The 21,471-nt window shown below is 69.5% G+C and carries 18 protein-coding genes and 1 pseudogene; 13 read left to right on the top strand and 6 right to left on the bottom strand.

All coding sequences use genetic code 11. The features are described 5' to 3' along the window. Window positions 1–139: 139 nt before the first annotated feature. A complete protein-coding gene (leuA, locus tag GP2_RS16230) occupies window positions 140–1,990 on the bottom strand; it encodes a 2-isopropylmalate synthase (RefSeq protein ID WP_006901620.1) in 1,851 nt (616 codons plus the stop codon). 394 nt (window positions 1,991–2,384) lie between these two features. Between leuA and GP2_RS16225 the strand changes: the two genes are divergently transcribed. Beyond that, window positions 2,385–3,806 carry an MFS transporter gene (locus tag GP2_RS16225; protein ID WP_006901619.1) on the top strand — a complete coding sequence of 474 codons (1,422 nt, stop codon included), beginning with the start codon at window positions 2,385–2,387 and terminating at the stop codon, window positions 3,804–3,806. Between the two features lie 104 nt (window positions 3,807–3,910). Here GP2_RS16225 and GP2_RS16220 read toward each other — a convergent pair whose 3' ends face one another. After that, window positions 3,911–4,483: a nitroreductase family protein gene (locus tag GP2_RS16220; protein ID WP_006901618.1), complete on the bottom strand. Its 573-nt coding sequence runs from the start codon at window positions 4,481–4,483 to the stop codon at window positions 3,911–3,913. Between the two features lie 31 nt (window positions 4,484–4,514). Then, complete coding sequence (locus tag GP2_RS16215) at window positions 4,515–6,011, bottom strand: MFS transporter (protein WP_006901617.1); 1,497 nt, start codon at window positions 6,009–6,011, stop codon at window positions 4,515–4,517. A 123-nt stretch (window positions 6,012–6,134) separates the two neighbouring features. Between GP2_RS16215 and GP2_RS16210 the strand changes: the two genes are divergently transcribed. Then, window positions 6,135–6,809, top strand: coding sequence for a TetR/AcrR family transcriptional regulator (locus GP2_RS16210; protein ID WP_040527288.1), 675 nt, complete (start codon window positions 6,135–6,137; stop codon window positions 6,807–6,809). A gap of 33 nt (window positions 6,810–6,842) precedes the next feature. Here GP2_RS16210 and GP2_RS16205 read toward each other — a convergent pair whose 3' ends face one another. After that, window positions 6,843–8,153 (bottom strand): putative hexosyltransferase, encoded by a 1,311-nt coding sequence (locus tag GP2_RS16205; protein WP_006901615.1) that lies wholly within the window; start codon window positions 8,151–8,153, stop codon window positions 6,843–6,845. A gap of 169 nt (window positions 8,154–8,322) precedes the next feature. Here GP2_RS16205 and GP2_RS16200 point away from each other — a divergent pair, with 169 nt between their 5' ends. Further along, window positions 8,323–9,588, top strand: coding sequence for an aspartate kinase (locus GP2_RS16200; protein WP_006901614.1), 1,266 nt, complete (start codon window positions 8,323–8,325; stop codon window positions 9,586–9,588). Between the two features lie 3 nt (window positions 9,589–9,591). After that, window positions 9,592–10,617, top strand: coding sequence for an aspartate-semialdehyde dehydrogenase (locus GP2_RS16195; RefSeq protein WP_006901613.1), 1,026 nt, complete (start codon window positions 9,592–9,594; stop codon window positions 10,615–10,617). On the opposite strand, the gene GP2_RS16190 is transcribed toward GP2_RS16195, so the two are convergent. Beyond that, window positions 10,614–11,327: a FadR/GntR family transcriptional regulator gene (locus tag GP2_RS16190; protein WP_006901612.1), complete on the bottom strand. Its 714-nt coding sequence runs from the start codon at window positions 11,325–11,327 to the stop codon at window positions 10,614–10,616. The two genes, GP2_RS16195 and GP2_RS16190, sit on opposite strands and share 4 nt — an antisense overlap. A gap of 125 nt (window positions 11,328–11,452) precedes the next feature. On the opposite strand from GP2_RS16190, the gene GP2_RS16185 reads away from it, so the two are divergent. From GP2_RS16185 to GP2_RS16155, 7 genes are all read left to right on the top strand, one after another. Continuing rightward, window positions 11,453–11,956: a gluconokinase gene (locus GP2_RS16185; protein ID WP_006901611.1), complete on the top strand. Its 504-nt coding sequence runs from the start codon at window positions 11,453–11,455 to the stop codon at window positions 11,954–11,956. 2 nt (window positions 11,957–11,958) lie between these two features. Continuing rightward, complete coding sequence (locus GP2_RS16180) at window positions 11,959–13,353, top strand: GntP family permease (protein WP_006901610.1); 1,395 nt, start codon at window positions 11,959–11,961, stop codon at window positions 13,351–13,353. A gap of 121 nt (window positions 13,354–13,474) precedes the next feature. After that, window positions 13,475–14,887, top strand: coding sequence for an NHL repeat-containing protein (locus GP2_RS16175; protein ID WP_006901609.1), 1,413 nt, complete (start codon window positions 13,475–13,477; stop codon window positions 14,885–14,887). 110 nt (window positions 14,888–14,997) lie between these two features. Next, the gene (locus GP2_RS16170) at window positions 14,998–16,290 is read left to right on the top strand and encodes a lipase family protein (protein WP_006901608.1); all 1,293 of its coding nucleotides are present in this window, start codon (window positions 14,998–15,000) and stop codon (window positions 16,288–16,290) included. An 85-nt stretch (window positions 16,291–16,375) separates the two neighbouring features. Then, window positions 16,376–17,065 carry a hypothetical protein gene (locus GP2_RS16165; protein WP_006901607.1) on the top strand — a complete coding sequence of 230 codons (690 nt, stop codon included), beginning with the start codon at window positions 16,376–16,378 and terminating at the stop codon, window positions 17,063–17,065. A gap of 239 nt (window positions 17,066–17,304) precedes the next feature. Next, on the top strand, window positions 17,305–17,736 hold the full coding sequence (locus tag GP2_RS16160) for an organic hydroperoxide resistance protein (protein ID WP_006901606.1): 432 nt from the start codon (window positions 17,305–17,307) through the stop codon (window positions 17,734–17,736). Window positions 17,737–17,833: 97 nt separating this feature from the next. Continuing rightward, entirely contained in the window at window positions 17,834–18,310 is a 477-nt protein-coding gene (locus GP2_RS16155; RefSeq protein WP_006901605.1) for a Dps family protein, read from the top strand. A 90-nt stretch (window positions 18,311–18,400) separates the two neighbouring features. Here GP2_RS16155 and GP2_RS16150 read toward each other — a convergent pair whose 3' ends face one another. After that, window positions 18,401–18,901 (bottom strand): hypothetical protein, encoded by a 501-nt coding sequence (locus tag GP2_RS16150; RefSeq protein ID WP_006901604.1) that lies wholly within the window; start codon window positions 18,899–18,901, stop codon window positions 18,401–18,403. Window positions 18,902–19,230: 329 nt separating this feature from the next. Here GP2_RS16150 and GP2_RS16145 point away from each other — a divergent pair. Further along, window positions 19,231–20,031: pseudogene (locus GP2_RS16145) on the top strand (hypothetical protein); the annotation flags it as partial. 65 nt (window positions 20,032–20,096) lie between these two features. Beyond that, entirely contained in the window at window positions 20,097–21,437 is a 1,341-nt protein-coding gene (locus tag GP2_RS16140) for a DUF2252 domain-containing protein (RefSeq protein WP_006901602.1), read from the top strand. The last annotated feature ends 34 nt before the right edge of the window (window positions 21,438–21,471 follow it).

The following is a 21,471-nucleotide window of genomic DNA, read 5'->3' as shown; positions in this document are numbered from 1 at the left end:
GTCGAAGGGATGACCGATTTGTGCGCCCGACACACGCGTGCCGTCGCGGGAGCGCACAACGTGACGGGCCGGGACCGCGACGAGGATCGCCCGTCGCCGGTCCCGGCCCGATCGAACCGGTTGTTGTCGCGGTGTCGGCCTACGGGGCCCAGGTCCGCGGAGCGGCCTCGCCGTCGGCCTCCGGCGCCGAGGTGACGCGGTAGGCGCGGTTGACCGCCGAGACGACGGCCCGCAGGCTCGCGGTGGTGATCGACGACGCGATGCCGACGCCCCACACGGTCTCACCGTTGACCTCGGTCTCGACGTAGGCCGCGGCGCTGGCGTCACCGCCGGCGGTCAGCGCGTGCTCGCTGTAGTCGAGAACGCGGACGTCGTAGCCGATGGTCGACAGCGCGTCGACGAAGGCCGCCAGCGGGCCGTTGCCCGAGCCGGTGATCTCGCGTTCGGTGCCCTCGACCTTCACCACCGCGGTGATGTGGTCCTCGCCGCCGTCGACCTCGGCCGCGTCGACCCTCTGGCGCATGCGCTCCAGCGGCCAGATCGGGTGCAGGTAGTTCTCGGCGAAGACGTCCCACATCTCCTTCGGGCTGACCTCGCCGCCCTCGCCGTCGGTGATCTTCTGGATCTCGCGGCTGAACTCGATCTGCAGGCGCCGCGGCAGGTTCATGCCGTGGTCGGCCTTCATGATGTAGGCGACGCCGCCCTTGCCGGACTGGCTGTTGACGCGGATGACGGCCTCGTAGTTGCGGCCGACGTCCTTGGGGTCGATGGGCAGGTACGGGACGGCCCAGATGATGTCGTCGACGTCCGCGTCCTGCGCGTCGGCGTCGAACTTCATCTGGTCCAGGCCCTTGTTGATGGCGTCCTGGTGGCTGCCGGAGAACGCGGTGTAGACCAGGTCGCCGCCGTACGGGTGCCGCTCGGGGACGTTCAGCTGGTTGCAGTACTCGACGGTGCGACGGATCTCGTCGATGTCGGAGAAGCTGATCTGCGGGTCGACGCCCCGGCTGAACATGTTCAGGCCCAGGGTCACCAGGCACACGTTGCCGGTGCGCTCGCCGTTGCCGAACAGGCAGCCCTCGATGCGGTCCGCGCCGGCCATGTAGCCCAGCTCGGCCGCGGCGACGGCGGTCCCGCGGTCGTTGTGCGGGTGCAGGCTCAGGATGATGGAGTCGCGACGCTGCAGGTTGCGGTGCATCCACTCCACCGAGTCGGCGTAGATGTTGGGCGTCGCCATCTCGACGGTGGCCGGCAGGTTGATGATCATCGGGTTCTCCGGGGTGGGAGCGATGATCTCGGTGACCGCGTCGCAGACCTCCTTGGCGAAGCTCAGCTCGGTGCCGGTGTAGGACTCGGGCGAGTACTCGAAGCGCCAGTTGGTGTCCGGGTACTTCTTCTTCTCCTCCAGGACCAGGTGCGCGGCATCGGTCGCGATCTTCACGATCGCCGGCTTGTCGGCGCGGAAGACCACGCGGCGCTGCAGCACCGAGGTGGAGTTGTAGAAGTGCACGATGACGTTCTTGGCGCCACGGCACGCCTCGAAGGTGCGCTCGATCAGTTCCGGACGGCACTGGGTCAGGACCTGGATGGTGACGTCGTCGGGGATCGCGTCGTCCTCGATGATCTCGCGGACGAAGTCGTAGTCGGTCTGGCTCGCCGACGGGAAGCCGACCTCGATCTCCTTGTAGCCCATCCGGACCAGCAGGTCGAACATGCGCCGCTTGCGGGCCGGGCTCATGGGATCGATCAGGGCCTGGTTGCCGTCGCGCAGGTCGACCGCGCACCACAGCGGCGCCTTGGTGATGACCTTGTCGGGCCAGGTGCGGTCGGGCAGTGAGATCTTCTCGACCTCGTCGGCGAACTGCCGGTAGCGGTGGACCGGCATCGCGGAATTGCGCTGCGGATTCCAGGAGGGCTGGTCGGCGGGGATCGGGCCGGAGGGCTCTACGATGCGGCTCGCGCCGGACGAAAAGTTGTCTGCAGGTGACATTTCGGGGTCATTCTCCGTGTCTGAGTGGAAAGTGACCGGCGCATGAAAGGGCCCCGCGACGGAGGGCCGGTCGTATCAGACCCCGCCGCGGCAACCGAGGAGGAGTGCACGCTGCATGCATTCGACTGTACTCCTCGGTGCAAGAGGAACAAAATCGCAGGTCAACCGTATCGCTGGACCCTCCGAGATTCGAATGTGACCCCTCTTCGGGGGGGTGGTCGGGACTTGGTGTGAGCCACACCATATGACCTACATCTCATCGGGTCGAGCGAGTGACGGAGTTCATCGGAGGGCTCGGTTTCGCCGACCGGGGATGGACGGGCCACCCCCAGCCCGGACCCGACGACGGCCGTTCAAACCCGAAGCGGCCGACCGCCAGCAAAGGACGACGCCAGTGACCACCACCCCCGCAGATCCACCGAGCGCCGACTTCCCGGCCCTGCAGCCGCCCGAGGCGGCGCCCCCGAAGAAGACCAGCCTCAAGCGCGTGGCCGCGGCCAGCTCGATCGGCACGACCATCGAGTTCTACGACTTCTTCATCTACGGCACCGCCGCCGCCCTGGTCTTCCCGACCGTCTTCTTCCCCGCCGCCGACGAGGTGACCGGCACCATCGCCTCGTTCGCGACCTTCGCCGTCGCGTTCTTCGCCCGCCCGGTCGGCGCGATGTTGTTCGGGCACTTCGGCGATCGCATCGGCCGCAAGCGCACCCTCGTCTGGACCCTGCTGATCATGGGCCTCGCGACCGTCGCGATCGGCCTGCTGCCGGGCTACGAGACCGGCGTCTTCGGCATCGCCGAGTCGGGCATCGGCATCGCCGCTCCCATCACGCTCGTCGTGCTGCGCTTCCTGCAGGGCTTCGCGGTCGGCGGCGAATGGGCCGGCGCGACCCTGTTGACCGCCGAATACGCACCTGCGGGCAAACGCGGCCTGTACGCGATGTTCCCTCAGCTCGGCCCGGCCTTCGCCTTCTTCCTGTCGAGCCTGACGTTCCTGATCGCGTCGCTGACCCTGGGCGAGACCAGCTCGGCCTTCCTCGAGTACGGCTGGCGCGTCCCGTTCATCCTGTCCTTCGCGCTCGTCGCCGTCGGACTGTGGGTCCGCCTCGCCGTCGCCGAGACCCCGGTCTTCCGGGAGGCCCAGCGCCGCAAGGCACTCGAAGGTGCGTCGAACGAACCCGCACTGCCGTTCCTGGATGCCTTCCGGTACCAGTGGAAGGAGATCCTGATCGCCGGCGGCGCGCTCGCCAGCCTGTTCTCGCTCTTCTACATGGGCACCGCCTTCCTGACCAACTACGGCACCAAGAGCCTCGAGCTGTCGCGCACCTTCGTGCTCAGCGCCGGCATGATCGCCGCCGTGATCTTCGGCCTGTCGACCGCCGCGTCGGCCATGTGGTCCGACCGGGTCGGACGACGCCGGGTCATCCTGACCTCCTGCGCCGTGGCCGTCCCCTGGGTGCTCATCCTGTTCCCGATCCTCGATCTGGGCGGCGGCTTCGCGTTCGTCGTCGGACTCGTCGGCACGCTGCTGATCTTCGGCATCGCCTACGGCCCCGCCGGCGCGCTCCTGCCCGAGCTCTTCGAGGCCCGCTACCGCTACACCGGTGCCGGGATGGGCTACAACCTCGCCGGCATCCTCGGCGGAGCGATCCCGCCGCTCATCGCCGGGCCCGGCGCGATTTGGGTGGGCGTGCTGCTCGCCGGCCTGTCGGCGGTCAGCGTGATCTGCACGATCGCCATCGTCGAGACCAAGGACAAGGCGATACGCGAGGAGGGCGCTCTCGTCGAGGATGAGTCGGAGCCGGCTCTCGTCGGCTGAGCATCCCTGCGGCGCAGCATCTTCCGCCGACATGAGAACATCCCCGTCGGACCGCTCGGTCCGGCGGGGATGTTGCGTATGGGGCCGCGTCGGTGTGCCGGGTGTCAGTCTCGCTCGCCGAACGCGGGCGTGCCCCACTGCCCGGCGAAGGCGACCTCGCTCAGCGGCAGGCGCGACCGGGGCTGTTCGTCGCGCTCCCGGATCTCGTCGGGCAGCGTGGCCGGATCGGCCGGGACGCCGATGGCGAGCAACACCAGAGGACGCTGGTCCGACGGGATGTCGAAGGCGCGGACCGCGGCCGCCGCGTCGAACCCGGCCATGGGGTGTGCGTTGAAGCCGACGGCGACGGCCTGCAGGCTCATCTGGGCCACGGCGAGTCCGAGGTCGACGGCCGCGTAGGTGTGCTCCTTCGGGTCGTCGGGGCGGTCGGAGGTGCAGACCAGAATGAGTGCGGCCGACCGCGGGGCCCACCCGGCATTCCCGCGGGTGAGCGTGCCCACGAGCGTGTCGAAGGTGTCGTCCCCGCGCTTGCCGACGACGAACCGCACCGGCTGGAGCCGCCCCCAGGTCGGCGCCCAGCGGCCGGCGTCGACGATCGTCTCGAGGTCGTGGACGGAGATCGAGGCGCCGGGGTCGTAGCCCCGTGCGCTCCAGCGGGATTCGATCAACTCATGCATGTCCCGAGGGTAGAGGGGCGGCGCCCCCGGACTACTTGGGCTCGCGCATGGCGAAATACACCGCGACCCCGAGGACGGCCAGCGCGATCCCGGCGGTGAGGGACGCCGCGTGCATGCCGTCGACGTAGGCCTGCCGCGCGGCGCTCGCGAGCCCCTCGCCCGGCGACCCCATGTCGAGGGCGCGCAGGAGTGTCTCGCCGAGGGTGTCGCCGAAATCCCACCCGTTGCGGTGAGAGCGGAAGATCAGTGTCGCCAGTGAGCCGAGCAGCGCCAGGCCCAGGGCGTTGCCCAGCTCGAAACTGGTCTCGGAGATGCCGGAGGCCGAGCCCGCCCGTTCCGGCGGGACCGCCCCGATGGCCACGACCGACACCAGGCTGAACTGGATGCCGTAGCCGACGCCGGCGACCGAGGTGCACAGCAGGTAGACCCAGATCGGGGACGAGGTGGTCAGCGCCAGGAGTCCGAGATTGCCCACCGCGGCGAGGCCGATGGCCAGCAGGAACGCGGCGCGCGTGCCGATCAGCGCGGCGACGCGTGAGGCCCCGACGGAGAACACCGCGACGGCCACCGCCATCGGGAGTCCGGCGATCGCCGCGGCGAGGACGTCGTGACCCATCACCGACTGCAGGTAGACCCCGGTCAGGTAGGACATGCCGCCGAGCGCCGCCATGCCGACGAGTGCCACCGAGATCGCGCCGACGAACTGCAGGTTGCCGAAGAGCTTCAGGTCGAGCAGCGGCGCCGGGGCGCGGCGCTGCCAGACCACGAACGCCGCCAGCATCACGACGCCGACGATCCCGACGGCGACCGTCGTCGCGTCCATGCCGTCGCTCGCGAGCGTCTTCACGGCGTAGACCGCCGGGAGGATGCCGCCCATCGACAGCACCACGCCGAGCACGTCGAACCGCGCGTCCGACGGGGCCTTGAACTCCGGCAGCAGACGCGGACCGAGGATCAGCAGCACGGCGAGCACCGGCACGTTCATCAGGAAGACCGAGCCCCACCAGAAGTGGTGCAGCAGAACGCCTCCGACGACGGGGCCGATCGCGCTTCCGCCCGCGAACGCCGCGGTCCAGACACCGATCGCCCGGCCTCGCTCGCGGGGATCGGAGAACATGTTGGCGATCAGCGACAGGCTCGACGGCATCAGCGTCGCACCGCCGACGCCCATCAGGGCGCGTGCGGCGATGAGGATGCCGGCGGTCGGTGCGAAGGCCGCGAGGATCGACGCGAGTCCGAACACCGTCGCCCCGGCCAGCAGGATGCGCCGCCGGCCGATCCGGTCGCCGAGGTTCCCCATCGTGATGAGCAGGCCGGCGATGAGGAAGCCGTAGATGTCGAGGATCCACAGTTGCTCGGACGCCGACGGGGCGAGCGAGGCGGTGATCGACGGGATCGCGAGGTAGAGGACCGAGACGTCGAGTGCCACCAGGAGGACGGGCAGGGTGAGCACCGCCAGACCCAGCCACGTGCGTCGGTCGGCGGTGTTGGCGACCTGCCGATCGGACGAGGCGAGGTGGGCTGACACTGGATGCTCCTACGAGATGGTCACGGGATGGTCATGCCGCGTACGGCGTACGCGGACCAGGTTACGATCATGAGTACGCTGTACGCAATCGAGATGTTCCCGGTCGGTGAGGAGGGGCCACAGGTGACCACGGGCACGCCCAGGCTGTCGCGGTCGGCCATCGTCGACGCGGCGATCCGGCTGGCCGACGAGGGCGGGCTCGCGGGCCTGTCGATGCGCAAGGTCGCCGACAGCCTCGGCGTCGGGGCGATGTCGCTTTATCGGCACGTCGCCGACAAAGAGGCCCTGCTGCTCGCGATGACCGAGGAGATCGGGCGTCTGTATCCGTACCCGGTCGAGACGTCGCCGCCATGGCGCGAGCGGGTGCGGATCGCGGTGGACGTCGACTGGGAGCTCTACGCGCGGCACCCGTGGGTGGTGCTGGCCTACTCGTCTCCGCGCAACAGCTACGGCGAGGATTCGCTGGAATGCCTGGACTGGTTGTCCGCCGGCTTCCTCGAGCTCGGCGTGGACATCGAGCAGGCCACCGACATGGCCCTGTCGGTGTGGAGTTTCGTCCAGGGTGTCGCGCTGGCCGCGGTCGGCGACGAGCTGCTCGCCCAGCAGGTCCGCGGCGAGTCCGGCCCGGACGCGCCCTGCCTGACCGACGTGATCTCCGGCAGGTCCGACGCGGACGTCCCGCCGCACCTGGCCCGCCTCGCGGGCCGGCCCGACGCGACGCGGCTCCTCGACCCGCGGGCCCGGCTCGACGCCGGGATCGATTACCTCTGCGCGGGATTCGAGGCCTCCGCGCGTTGACCCGGCGCGGCGGCCCGCCGTCCGGCATCCGCATCACATGGCGTGCGGGAAGACCGTCAACATGTGCGCGCCGAACCACGAACTCCCGATCACGATCGGCACCACGATCAGCGCCGCGGTGACCCGCCGCATCCGGGCGAGCGCCATCGCCAGCGGGATCAGCAGGACGAAGGCGGGCAGCAGCAGGCGGGGCCGGCTCATCATCAGTCCGCTCGACAGGACGATCTGCGCCACGAGCAGGGACCCGAACAGCAGCACCGGCCACGGCACCCGCGACCACACCGCGACCCCGACCATCGCCACGGTGCTCAACACGATCCACGAGGTCGCCACCGGCGGAACGTCCGAGGCGTTCACCAGCTGATCGTTGACGAAGTTGAATGCCGCGACACCCCAGTCGAATTCGGTGTCCCAGCCCTCGGTCTGGATGCGGAACCAGCCGGTCGGGGAGCCGGTGTGAGCCCAGACCACTCCGAGGTAGGCGAGGTAACCCATGGGGCTGATCACGATCGCGGCGACGGCGCGGAGGCGGTCGGCGCGGGTCGCGTCGCCGGATCCGCGCGCCTGCCAGAGGTATACGGCGGCCGCCAGGATCACCACGCCGATGATGACCGCGGCGGTCGGACGGCACAGGCCGCACAGGCCGGCCATGATGCCGGCGAGCAGCCAACGTCGCTCCAGGATGCCGACGAGCGCCCACGTCGCCAGGGCGCAGAACATCGCCTCCGTGTAGGCCATGTTGAGCACGATCGACATCGGGGTCGCGGCGAACAGCGCCGCGAGGAACAGCCCGGTCGCGCGCTCCGGCGCACGACCGATGGGGGAGTGCCCGGCCATCAGCCGGGCACACACCATGCCCAGTCGGGCCGCGCCCACCGCTGCCACGCACCCGAGGACGAGATTGAGCGACAGCGCCGCCCCGAAGGGCGTCACGCCGGGAAGCCTCGCGATGAGACCGACCAGATACGGGTAACCGGGGAAGAAGGCGTAGGCGGTGTCGGAGGTGTGGATGCCGCGGGCGTCGGTCAGCGTCACCGGCACGCCGCCGTAACCATGCGTGGCGATGGACAGCATCCACTGGCCGTCCCATTTCGTCAGCGCGTCGCCCAGCGTGGTGTGGCGCAGGTCGGCGAAGCGGGCCAGGACGAGGATCCCGACCGCGCGGATGACCAGGTACACGGCCAGGGCGTCCAGCCACCAGCGATGGCGTCGGAGTCGTTCGGCGTGCGGCGGTGTCGTGGTCGCGGACTCCGCCGCCGACTCCCCGGCGCGATGGTCACCGCGCTCCTGCCGGTCGGGGTCTTCTCGACGTCCCGCATCGTCGACGTCGGTTCGGGTGGCCACGGCAGCGATCCTAGGTGGTGGCGTCCGGGTGTCGCCCGACCGATGTATGCGCCTGGTCACACTGCACCGGGTGACCAGGTCAGAGCGGTTCCCGGATGCCCGGTAAGGTTGTCCGAAGCAAGCTGACGTCTATCGAACCGGCGCGAGAGCCGGCGGGAGGTAACTCGACGTGGCCCTCGTGGTGCAGAAGTACGGCGGATCCTCGGTCGCGACGGCCGAACGCATCCGTCGCGTTGCCGAGCGCATCGTCGAGACGAAGAAGCAGGGCAACGACGTGGTTGTCGTCGTCTCGGCGATGGGCGACACCACCGACGAACTGCTCGACCTCGCGCAGCAGGTCAATCCGACGCCGCCGCCGCGCGAGATGGACATGCTGCTCACCTCGGGCGAGCGCATCTCCAACGCGCTGGTCGCGATGGCCATCTCCTCGCTGGGCGCACAGGCCCAGTCGTTCACCGGTTCGCAGGCCGGCGTCATCACGACCAGCAGCCACGGCAAGGCCAAGATCATCGACGTCACGCCGGGACGCGTCCGGAGCGCCCTCGACGAGGGCAAGATCGTCCTCGTCGCCGGCTTCCAGGGCGTCTCCCAGGACACCAAGGACGTGACCACCCTGGGCCGCGGCGGCTCGGACACCACCGCCGTCGCGCTCGCGGCCGCGCTGAACGCCGACGTCTGCGAGATCTACACCGACGTCGACGGCGTGTTCACCGCCGATCCCCGCATCGTCCCCGACGCCCGCCGCCTCGAGAAGGTCTCTTTCGAGGAGATGCTGGAGATGGCGGCCTGCGGCGCCAAGGTCCTGATGCTGCGGTGCGTGGAATACGCACGCCGATACAACGTTCCCGTTCACGTGCGCTCGTCGTACTCGACCAAACCCGGCACGATCGTGGCCGGATCGATGGAGGACATTCCCGTGGAAGAAGCCATTCTCACCGGCGTCGCACACGACCGGAGCGAGGCCAAGGTCACCGTCGTCGGCCTCGACGACAAGCCGGGCTACGCGGCGAGGGTGTTCCGCGCCGTCGCCGACGCCGAGATCAACATCGACATGGTCCTGCAGAACGTCTCCAAGGTCGAGACCGGCAAGACCGACATCACCTTCACCCTGCCGCGCGAACTCGGACCGGTCGCGGTGGAGAAGCTCAACAAGCTCAAGGAAGAGATCGGCTTCACCGATCTGCTCTACGACGACCACATCGGCAAGGTCTCGCTCATCGGTGCGGGCATGAAGTCGCACCCGGGCGTCACCGCCACCTTCTGTGAGGCGCTCAGCGACGCCGGCGTCAACATCGAGCTCATCTCCACCTCGGAGATCCGGATCTCGGTCCTGTGCCGCGACACCGAACTCGACGACGCCGTGCGCGCGCTGCACCAGGCCTTCGACCTCGGCGGCGACGAGGAAGCCGTCGTCTACGCCGGAACGGGGCGATAGGCCATGGGTGTGCGTATCGGAGTCGTGGGCGCGACCGGGCAGGTCGGCGCCGTCATGCGAAAGCTGTTGGAGGCGCGCAACTTCCCGGCCGACGAGGTGCGGTTCTTCGCCTCTCCGCGGTCGGCGGGGAAGAAGCTGCCGTGGAAGGGCGGCGAGATCGTCGTCGAGGACGCGGCCACCGCGGACCCGGCCGGTCTCGACATCGCGCTGTTCTCGGCCGGCGCCACCATGTCCCGCGAGCAGGCCCCTCGCTTCGCCGCCGCCGGTGTGACCGTCATCGACAACTCGTCGGCGTGGCGCAAGGATCCCGATGTGCCGCTGGTGGTCTCGGAGGTCAACGGCGAGCTGGCGAAGAACCCGCCCAAGGGCATCATCGCCAACCCCAACTGCACCACCATGGCCGCCATGCCGGTCCTCAAGCCGCTGCACGACGAGGCCGGCCTGCAGCGCCTCGTGATCTCCAGCTACCAGGCGGTCTCCGGTAGCGGCCTGGCCGGAGTGCAGGAGCTCGCCACCCAGGTCCGCGCCGTCGCCGACGACGCCGAGAAGCTCGTCCACGACGGCTCCGCCGTGGAGTTCCCGGCGCCGAACAAGTACGTCGCGCCGATCGCGTTCAACGTTGTGGCCCTTGCCGGCTCGCTCGTAGACGACGGCTCCGGCGAGACAGACGAGGACCAGAAGCTGCGCAACGAGTCGCGCAAGATCCTCGGCCTGCCCGACCTGCTCGTGAGCGGCACCTGCGTGCGCGTGCCGGTCTTCACCGGGCACTCGCTGTCGATCAACGCGGAGTTCGCCAACCCGCTCTCGGTCGAGCGCGCCCAGGAGATCCTCGCGTCGGCGCCCGGCGTCGAGCTCACCGACGTCCCGACCCCGCTGGCTGCGGCCGGCAAGGACCCGTCGCTCGTCGGACGCATCCGTCAGGACCCGGGCGTGCCGGAGGGGCGCGGCCTCGCGCTGTTCGTCTCGGGCGACAACCTCCGAAAGGGCGCTGCCCTCAACACGATCCAGATCGCCGAACTTCTCGTCTAGTCGGCGGCGTCACCGGCGACGGCCTCGGCCGCCTCGGTGATGATCGAACGCATCGACGCCTCCGCGGCTTCCGGGTCGCGGAGGCGTATTGCTCTGGCGACATCGTCATGCAGCGCAATCGCGGCGGGATTGGGTGTGGGGGGCATCATCCCGTGATGGGTGCGTCCGGCGAGGACCTCGCCCACCACGTCGGCCAGGGAACGGAACATCTCGTTGCCGCTCGCCTCGAGCAGGGTGCGGTGAAAGACCTTGTCCGCCTCCAGGTATGCCTCCAGGTCACCGTCGCGGCCGTGGACCGACATGTCCGACACCGCGGCCGCCAGGGTCCGGCACTGGTGCTCGTCCGCGCGTTCGGCGGCAAGTGCGGCGGCCACGGGTTCGAACCCCCTGCGCAATTCCGAGAGCGTCGCCAGGAACTCGGCGCGGTCGGCGCCGTCGAGCCGCCAGCGGATCAGGCGCGGGTCGAAGACGCTCCAGCGGGTCCGCGGCTGGATGGTGCTCCCCACCCGGCGCCGTGACTCGACCAGGCCCATCGACTCCAGCACCCGGATCACCTCGCGGGCGACCGTGCGCGAGATGTCGAAGTCGGTGCAGATGGCGTCGAGGGTGAGCACACTGCCCGTCGGCTGTGCCCCGGAGACGATCCGCCGGCCGATCGCGGCGAGGACCTCGTCATGGAGCTCCCCGGCGCCGCGTGTGTTCTGACTCACCGAAACATCTTCTCATTTATGGAGGCGCTGACCAATAGGACTACGTTATGCGGGCCGGCACTTGCAAAAGTATGACTATTGCGGCAGGCTGCGTGATCAGCAACACAGTGATGTGAGGAGTGGGCATGGGATCTCCGGTGGTCGTGATGGGCGTTTCCGGGTCCGGTAAGTCGACGGTCGGCGCGGCGTTGGCACAGCGCCTGCGGGTGCCGTTCGCCGACGCCGACGACTTCCACTCACCGGAGAACATCGCCAAGATGTCGTCCGGGCAGCCCCTCGACGACGCCGATCGTCGCCCCTGGCTCGCGGACATCGGAAGGTGGCTCGCCGAACACTCCGACGGCGGGGTGATGAGTTGCTCCGCGTTGAAGCGGTCCTATCGCGACCTGCTCCGTGAACATGTGCCCTCGGTGGTGTTCGCCCACCTCGAGGGCAGCGTCGAGGTCATCGCCCGCCGTCAGGCCTCCCGCCCCGGGCACTTCATGCCCAGCGCCCTGCTCCGGTCGCAGTTCGACACCCTCGAGCCGTTGGACCCCGCCGAGCGCGACGTCACCGTCGACGTGGATCGAGACGTCGACACCATCATCGACGACCTGGTCGTCGCACTTCCGGCCGTCGAGGAGAACTGATCATGCTGTCGTCCACCGTTCTTCTCGCCGCCGGCGCCGACCTGCCCGAACCGGTCGCCCCGGGATGGCAGCTGGTCGTCGCGGCGCTGGCCGGCATCGCGGTCATCGTCGTGGCCATCACGCTCGCCAAGGTCCATCCGTTCCTCGCGCTCGTCGGCGGCGGCGCGACCGTCGGGATCGTCGCGGGTGAGTCGATCCCGACCGTGCTGGACTCGTTCACCAGCGGATTCGGCTCCACCGCAGCCGGTGTCGGCATCCTCATCGCGCTCGGCGCGATGTTCGCCAAGCTGCTCGCCGACTCCGGGGGCGCCGACGAGATCGTCGACACCATCGTCGGGCACGCCTCCCCGCGCATGCTGCCGTGGGCGATGGCCCTGGTGGGGGCGGTCATCGGCCTGCCGATGTTCTTCGAGATCGGCCTTGTGCTGCTGATGCCGGTCATCTACCTCGTGGCCCGCCGCTCCGGTCTCGGCCTGATCCCGGTGGGCATCCCCGCGCTCGCGGGCCTGTCGGCGATGCACGGCTTCGTGCCGCCCCACCCCGGCCCGCTGGTGGCCATCGACGCGCTCGGCGCCGATCTCGGCCTCACGCTCGCCCTCGGCGTGGCCGTGGCGATCCCGACGATCATCGTCTCCGGTCCGCTGTTCGCCACGGTCGCCGGCAAATGGGTGCAGGTCGAGGCGCCGCACACGTTCGACGTCGATCCCGACGACGGGCCGGCCACCCGACGGCCGTCGTTCGCGATCACCATGTTCAGCGTGCTGCTGCCCGTCGTGCTGATGCTGGGCAAGGCGCTGGTCGAGATCTTCATCGACGACGAGGACCAGGTCCTTCGTCGTGTCCTCGACATCCTGGGTACCCCGCTGATCGCGTTGCTCATCGCCGTCGTGGTCGCGATGTTCACCCTCGGCCGCGGGTCGGGAATGGACCGGCAGACCATCTCGCGATGCACGGGCGCGGCGCTGCCCGCGATCGCCGGCATCCTGTTGATCGTCTCGGCGGGCGGCGGGTTCAAGCAGGTCCTGGTCGACACGGGCATCGGCACCCTGCTGGCCGACTGGGCCACCGGCGCGAACGTCCCCGTCCTCGTCCTCGCCTGGGTCCTCGCCGCGCTGATCCGCCTCGCGACCGGTTCGGCGACGGTCGCGACGATCACCGCCTCGTCGCTGATGCTCGGTCTCGTGGACACCCTGGGCTCCGGGGAGATCTCGCTCGTCGTACTCGCGATCGGCGCCGGATCGGTGTTCCTCTCGCACGTCAACGACGCCGGCTTCTGGCTGGTCAAAGAGTACTTCGGCATGAGTGTCGGCCAGACCTTCAAGACCTGGTCGATGATGGAGACCCTGCTGTCGGTGAGCGGCCTGGTCGTGGTGGTTCTGCTCGGGTTGGTGATCTGACCGGCCGCACCCCGGCCGGAGATCGTCCCTGGAACAGGCCCTCGGAGATCGTCGACGTACGGTCGGCGGACCTTCTCAAGGGAGCGGAATCCAGGGGCCTTTTCCAGTAGCTTGACGACTCATGAGGAGAGCCCGGCCCCGAATCGCCGCCCTGGTGCTCGCCGTCGTGTTGTCGATCGCGTATCCCGCGGCAGCGCAGCCGGATACGACGACGAGCGGGCTCGGGCCGTCGGACACCTCGCTGATGCACGGCGACCCGGCGTCCACCGACTCGACCGGGCACCGCGGGCCGGGACGCGGCGCGCGGCTCGCGGCGTCGTCGGTGCCGGGCGGTGCCTGCGCCGCGACCTTCATCGGTTCGGACGGCATGCCGGTCTCCCTGTGCACGCAGTTCGTCGGGACGTCGCCCCCGGCCTTCGCGGCCCCGTCCGTCGTCCTCTTCGACCCGCGCACCGCGCAACCGCTCGCATCGAGGCAACTGGTCAAGGGCGGGCTCCTCGGCGGCGTGTACGGCTATCTCGACGACCGCGACCGAGTCGTCGTCGCGGACGGAACCAACTCGATTCTCTTTGTCGCGCACCGGAAGAGGGCCGCCGACTGGGAGGTCTACGTCGACGACCGGATCGATGTCGCGCGGCACATCCCGCCCGGCGACGCGATCACCGGTCTGGCGCCGGATCCCGACGGCCGCATCTGGTTCGCCACCACGCGCGGCGTCGTCGGCGTCATCGACCGCGACCGGGTCGTGACGACCACGAGGCTCCCCGCCGGCGAGGAACTGGGAAACGGGTTGTCCGTCAGGCGGAACGGGGTATCGATCCTCACCACGCACGCCCTGTACGAGATGCGGGCGGACGACGGTCGCGCGCCGGCGGTGGTGTGGCGCCGCGCTTACGACCGGGGGCGGGGCCGTAAGCCGGGGCAGCTCACCTGGGGGTCGGGGACCACGCCGACGTACTTCGGTCCCGGCGGGGACGGCTGGGTGGCCATCGTCGACAACGCGGACCGCCCGCAGTTGCTGGTCTTCCGCAGCGAGGACGGGTCACAGGTGTGCCGGATGCCGGCGTTCGGCCGGTCGGGGCAGGGAACGGAGAACTCCCCGATGGCGTGGGGCGACTCGCTCGTCATCCCCAGCACCTACGGCTACCAGTACCCGCCGATGGCGGTGACGGGCCCGTCGATCCCGGCCGACGCGCCGTTCACCGGCGGCATGACCCGCATCGACGTCTCCGAGGCCGGGTGCCGCCGCGTCTGGGAGAACTCCGACCGCGTCGCCACCCTGCCGAAGCTGTCCCGCGCCGACGGGCTGATCCACGCCCTCGGCTACGGCCCGGCGGTGCCGGGGCTCCCGCAGCAGGTGGGGCCGGTCGACTACATCGCGACCGAGTTCGCCACCGGTCGTCGGGTCGAGACCCGGCAGGTGGGCACGGGCCCGTTCGACGAGCCGTTGGAACTGACCGGGACCATCGCCGCCGACGACTCGCTCTGGCAGGCGACCGTCGGCCGGATGCTCAAGATCGCGCCGGGCGGCTGATCGTCGTTCTGTGCTGGGGGCGTGCTCGTGCCGGGTGTCCGCTCACCCTGCGCCGTTCCTGTGACCCCTCGTCACACCCATCACCTTACTGTGGGGTAAGTTACTCATCCATGAAACTCAAGTCGGGAATGAACATCGCGTCCCGCCGCAGGTCACGCCTGCGTCTGGGCGCGACGGCGGGGGCGGTCGCAGCGGCATGCGCGGCCGCGGTGATCACACCGAGCGCCCCGCTCGCGAACGCAGCCGATTTCTACACGCCGCCGGCGAAGATCGCCGGTGAGCCGGGGTCGGTCATCCGCAGCCAGCCGAGCGTACTGAGCCTGCAGATCCCGGGCGTGCCGGGGCAGTGGCCGGGAACCGCACGCAAGGTGATGTACACCTCCACCTACCAGGACGGCTCGCCCGCCGCGGTGACCGGAACCGTCGTGGAACCCACCGCGCCGTGGCAGGGCAGAGGGCCCCGCCCGACCGTCGTCATCGGCCCGGGCACCATCGGGCAGGGCGACCAGTGCGCCGCATCCAAGCTCATGGGCCTGCCGATGTCGGTCGACATCACCAAACCGAGCCTCGGCGTGAACTACACCGCGCCGGAGATGTACTACATGCTGCTCAACGGCGTCCGGGTCTTCGTCACCGACTACATCGGCCTCGGCACCCCGGGCATCCACACCTACGTCAACCGGGCCGAGACCGGCCACGCCATGCTCGACGGCGCCCGCGCGGCACTGCGGATCTCGGGTGCGCCGGCCGACGCGCCGGTCGGGTTCGCCGGCTACTCGCAGGGCGGCGGCGCGGCCGCGTCGGCCGCGGAACTCGCCGCGACCTACGCACCGGACCTCAACGTCAAGGCCACCTACGCGGGTGCTCCGCCGGCCGACCTCGAGCGGGTCATCCCGGCCATCGACGGCTCCACGATCGCCGGCGCCATCGGCTTCGCGGTCAACGGGCTGACCGCCCGCTATCCCGAGGTCGCCACGGTGGTGGAGCGGGAGACCAACCGGTCCGGCAAGGCCGCGCTGAAGCAGCTGTCCACCAGTTGCATCGCCGACATCATCCCGGCCTTCGGGTTCCAGCAGACCAGGAACTGGACGCGCACCGGGGAGACCCTGTCCGCGCTCATCGACCGGTCGCCGGGTGTCAAGAAGATCGTCGACGAGCAGCGCATCGGACGTCTCAAGCCGAACGCGCCCGTGTTCCTCGAGGGCGGCCTCAACGACGACGTCATCCCTCACGGGCAGGTCGCACAGCTCGCCGCCGACTGGCGCGCGCAGGGAGCCGACGTCCGGTTCGTCACGGACCCGACACCGCCGATCCTGACCAAGTCGATCGTCAACCACGTGGTCCCGATGCTCGGCACCTTCGTGCCCGGCATGGAATTCCTGCTGGGCGAGTTCCGGAAGTAGGGAACCGAACCGATCGTCGACAGGGCCCGCCGAGTCGCTCGGCGGGCCCTGTCCGTGCGAGGAACGCAGATGGCAGGATCGAGGAATGAACGATCCGCACGGACCGGCGGGCGGTGCCTCCGGGGAGCACCCCGACCGCGACCCCGAGCGCATCCCGACCCAGGCAGAACTAGACGCGGAGGACCTCGCCGAAATGGCGCGGTCGTCCCGCGACCGCGAGCAGTCCGCGCTCTATCCGTCGAGGCCGGGCGATCCCGGCCCGCCGCCGGCGGCACTGGCGCTGCACGCGCGAGTGACGTGGTGGGGCGCGGCGGTCGTCGGGCTGGTCCTCGCGGTCTACGGATTCCTCAACCTCGGCGCCATCACCGACGACCTGCGTGAGCGGCTGCTCGAAGGAGTGCGAACCGATCCCGCGAACTCCGCCCCCGAGGCGCAGGTCGACACCCTGGCCGGGTTCTTCCCGCCGTTCATGCTGCTGATGATCGTGGTGGTGCTCGCCATCGAATACCCGTTGCTCATCGCGGCGGCCACCCACCACAGCCGCAACAGTCGCAACTTCTTCGTCGCGATGGTCGTGGTGCATCTGCTGTGCATCCCGATCGGCGTCGACCTGCTGTTCCGCTACCCGGACATCCCGTCGGCGATGGTCGTCCTCTCCTACCTGCAGTTCGCGCTGGTGCTCGTCGCGGCACTGCTGACACTGCGCCGATCGGTGAACCGGTGGCTGCCGGAGTCGACCCGCATGCGCCCGAGCCGGATGCTGCGGGGCCGCTGACACCCGCGGCCACCGAGACCAGGGGCCGCCGACACCAGGGGCCGCAGACACCAGGGGCCACCGACACGTCCTCGCGCCGGTGTAAGCCCCGCCACCAGGCGGTTTGGCCGGAATGAATCCGGGTACAGAGTGGTTGGAAAGAACGTTGGTTCTTCTCGTCCCGGTGCCGCTCGTGCGCGCTGATGCGCGGGGGCCGGCACCGAGGCACCACTCATCTGAAGACCAGGAGGATCCGGCAGATGACAATCGAACCGGTGTACACCATCTCATCGAAGGCGTCCGGCGGCGGGCGCGACGGCGAGGTCGTCTCGGCCTCCGGGCAGATCGACCTCGATCTCCGCATGCCGAAGGAGATGGGCGGAAGCGGTGAGGGCACCAATCCGGAGGAACTGTTCTCCGCCGGTTACGCCGCGTGTTTCCTCGGCGCGCTGCGCGCCACGTCGAAGCAGGCGGGTAATCCGGTTCCCGACGAGTCGACCGTGAAGGTCACCGTGGGCATCGGCAAGGACCCGTCCGACGGCGGCTTCGGCCTCACCGTCGGGATCGAGGTGTACATCCCCGGCGTCGACGAGGCGAAGGCCCGGGAGCTCGCGGAGAAGGCACACGAGTTCTGCCCGTACTCCAAGGCCACCCGCGGAAACATCGACCACAAGGTGACCGTTGTCGTCTGACCCGACCGGTCTTCACCACCCGAGGCAGGGCCGCCGCCCACCAGGTGACGTCCCTCGCCTCATGCAGCCCGATATGACAGGAAAGGAAGTCATCATCATGGCCACCAACCCCATCACCAGCACCCTCAGCGACGAGCAGAAGGCGGTCGCCGGCAAGGCGTTGCAGGACACGCTCGTCGATCTCATCGACCTCACCCTGATCGCCAAGCAGGCGCACTGGAACGTCGTCGGCAAGCAGTTCCGCTCCGTGCACCTCGACCTCGACGAGCTCGTGACGGTCGCGCGTGAGTTCACCGACGCCGCCGCCGAGCGCGCCACCGCGATCGGCGTCAGCCCCGACGGTCGCGCCGAGACCGTCGCGAAGACGGCCGGCACCAAGGGATTCGGCGAGGGCTGGACCAAGGACACCGACGTCGTCGAATCCATCGTCGCCAACCTGAAGGCGGTCATCGACGGCCTGCGTGAGCGCATCGGCACCACCGAGGAAGCCGATCCGGTCACCCAGGACCTGCTCATCTCGTTCGCGTCGAAGCTCGAACAGCTGCACTGGATGTGGCAGGCGCAGGTCGCCTGACCCGAGATACCACTCTCTCCCTCTCACAGACGAACCCCGCCGGGCGCACCGGCGGGGTTCGTCGTCTCGTGCCGAGGACGGTGACCGGCGTCAGTCGTCGGAAGTCGTCTTCTCCGGCGCGGCCGCGGGCGTCACCGTCTCGTCTGCGGCGTAGGAGTCCTGAAAGGAGACGCGCGGGGTCGACGCCGAGTGGTACAGCGCGATCCCGGCGAAGACGAGCGTCGACAGCGCGAAGACCGCCGACGCCGCGATCAGGACGATGTGCACGACGGCGGGATACACCCCGTCGAGAGAGTCGACCGCGAGCGCTCCCACCGCGGTCAGCGCCGCCCCGAGGAATGCCCAGGCAGCGCTGCGAATCCACGGCGCCACCACCGACGCATAGAACAACCGCTGGTAGATGGTGAGGGAGAATTCGTCCACTGCGGCCAGCCGGACCTCGTCGTCGCCGGCGAGATCGCGCAGCTCACGTGCAAGAACAGTCTGCTTCTGCAGGGTTGCGGCCTCCCGCTCGCGATAGCGCACGAACGCCGCCACCGCGAACGCCGACGCGAGGAGCCCCAACCCGACCATCACACCCCAGTAATCCACGGCTCACACGCTACAACGACGACCATCCCGCCAGGTGAACCAGGTCACAGGAGTGGGCGTCGTCGCCGGTCACCGGCGGGACGGTCGTCGGGGGGTCGTCGCTGCTACGTTGGGCGGTCGTCGGCCCACACCGTCGACGTACATCGACGAACGGAGGGGATGCGCGGGTGAGGTTTCGCCTGATGGGTGCGGCGATCGTCTGCGTCCTCGCCGGACTGCTCCTCGGTGCCTCGGCTCCCGGTGGATCGTCGACCGGGGCCTCGCCGTCCGGGCAGGTCGTCGCCCGCGCCCCAGACGCCGCCGACGCAGAGGCCCCCGAACCGGCGAGCGCCGCACCGGAACTGCCCGGCGGCGGGCGAACCGTGTTCCCCAAGCGGCGGATGGTCGCGCTCTACGGCTCGCCCGGGGCCCCTGCGCTCGGTCCGCTGGGACGGCAGGGCGTCGACGAGTCCATCGCGCGCGTCCGCGCGCTGGCCGCCGACTATCAGCGATTCAGCGCCGAACCCGTGATCCCGGCGTTCGAGATCATCGCGACCGTCGCGTCCGCCGAACCGGGGGAGGGGTCGAACTACACGAACATGATCGACCCGGAGGAGCTGCGTCCGTGGGTCGAGGCCGCGGGACGGGCCGGGGTGTACGTGACCCTCGACCTCCAGCCGGGCCGGATGGACTTCCTGTCGCAGGCCCGGCGTTACGCCGACCTGCTGGCGCAGCCGCACGTCGGCCTGGCGCTCGACCCGGAATGGCGGTTGCGGCCCGACCAGGTCCACCTCACCCAGATCGGATCGGTGGGTGCCGACGAGATCAACCGGACGTCGGACTGGCTGGCCGGGCTGGTCCGCGAGCGCGGGCTGCCGCAGAAGTTGTTCGTGCTCCACCAATTCGACCCGGACATGCTCGCCCACCGGGAACGGATCGTGACCGGCCGGCCCGACCTGCAGGTCGTCCTCCACGCCGACGGGCACGGTGAGCCCGGGGTGAAGCTCGAGACATGGCGCAGATTGCTCGCCGATCTCCCCGCGGGGGTGTGGATGGGCTGGAAGAATTTCTACACGGAGGACTCACCGACCTTCTCGCCCGAGGCGACCATGGCGGTCCGGCCGACGCCCTGGTTCATCTCGTACCAGTAGGGGGCACGGCCTCTGCCGGTTCCGGGTCCCCGGGCCCGGACGCTGCGGACGAGGAGGAACAGACGGTGACCACCGTGGATCTGGCGGCCTGCCCCACCAGGGGCGAGAGAGCGGACCCGCTCGCCATCCTCGCCGCACAGGCCCGCGATCGGGTGGCCGACCTCATCCCGGTCCGGCACGCCAGGATGGCGGCGACGCCTTTCACCTTCTATCGCGGCGCGGCCGCGGTGATGGCCGACGATCTGGCGCGGACGCCGAACACCGGCATCATCACCCAGCTCTGCGGCGACGCCCATCTGAGCAACCTCGGCCTGTTCTTCAGCCCCGAACGCCGGATGGTCTTCGACCTCAACGACTTCGACGAGACGCATCCCGGCCCCTTCGAATGGGACGTCAAGCGACTCGCGGCGAGTTTCGTGATCGCCGGGCGCAACAACGGGTTCGACGACAAGACCAACCGCGCGATCGCCAAGACCGTCGCAAAGGCCTACCGCCGCACCATCAGGCGGAGCGTCTCGATGACCACGCTCGATTGCTGGTACGCGGGAATCGACGTCGAGTCGGTGATGGCCGAGATCGGCCCCATGCTCGACACCTCGATGACCAAACGGACCCAGAAGGCGTTGCGCAAGGCCCGCCACCGCGACAGTGCGCAGGCACTCGCCAAGCTGTGCGTGATCGACGAGGCCGGCAGGGCGCACATCCGCAACGATCCGCCGTTGCTGGTTCCGCTCGCCGAGCGGTTCCCCCGCGACACCGCGAACGTGCTCGCCGACCGGGTGCGCGAACGCGTCGAGTCCTATCGGGCGTCGCTTCCGTCGCACGTCCAAACCCTGCTCGCCCAGTTCTCCATCGTCGACATCGCGTTCAAGGTCGTGGGCGTCGGCAGCGTCGGCACGCGCACGTGGGTGGTCCTGATGATCGGCAAGAACCTCGACGACCCGCTGTTCCTGCAGGTCAAAGAGGCGCAGCGCTCGGTCCTGGCCGACCACGTGCCCGCGCCGGGCTTCGACAACCAGGGGCGGCGCGTCGTCGAGGGCCAGCGTCTCCTGCAGGCGGCGAGCGACCTGTTCCTCGGCTGGTCCACCGGACTCGACGAGTCCGGCAAGCGCCGCGACTTCTACGTGCGACAACTGCGCGACGGTAAGGGCTCGGTCGTCGTGGAGGCGCTCGAACCCGAGGGCATGACCCTGTACGCCAAGCTGTGCGGACTCGCGCTCGGTCAGGACCACGCCCGCACCGCCACCCGGTTCGACATCGCCCGATACCTCTCGGAGACCAAGGGTTTCGCCGGCGCCATCGCCGATTTCTCCGTCGCCTACGCCGACCTCAACGAGGCCGATCACGTGCAGATGACCGCCGCGATCAACCGCGGTGAGCTGGAGGTCCACGACCTGGTGGTGTGAACGAGTCGCCGGCGTCGGGGTGTCCGTCGACGCC

Origin of the sequence: Gordonia paraffinivorans NBRC 108238, assembly GCF_000344155.1 — a bacterium.
Taxonomy (GTDB): domain Bacteria; phylum Actinomycetota; class Actinomycetes; order Mycobacteriales; family Mycobacteriaceae; genus Gordonia; species Gordonia paraffinivorans.
This window is presented reverse-complemented; position numbering and strand designations above follow the sequence as displayed.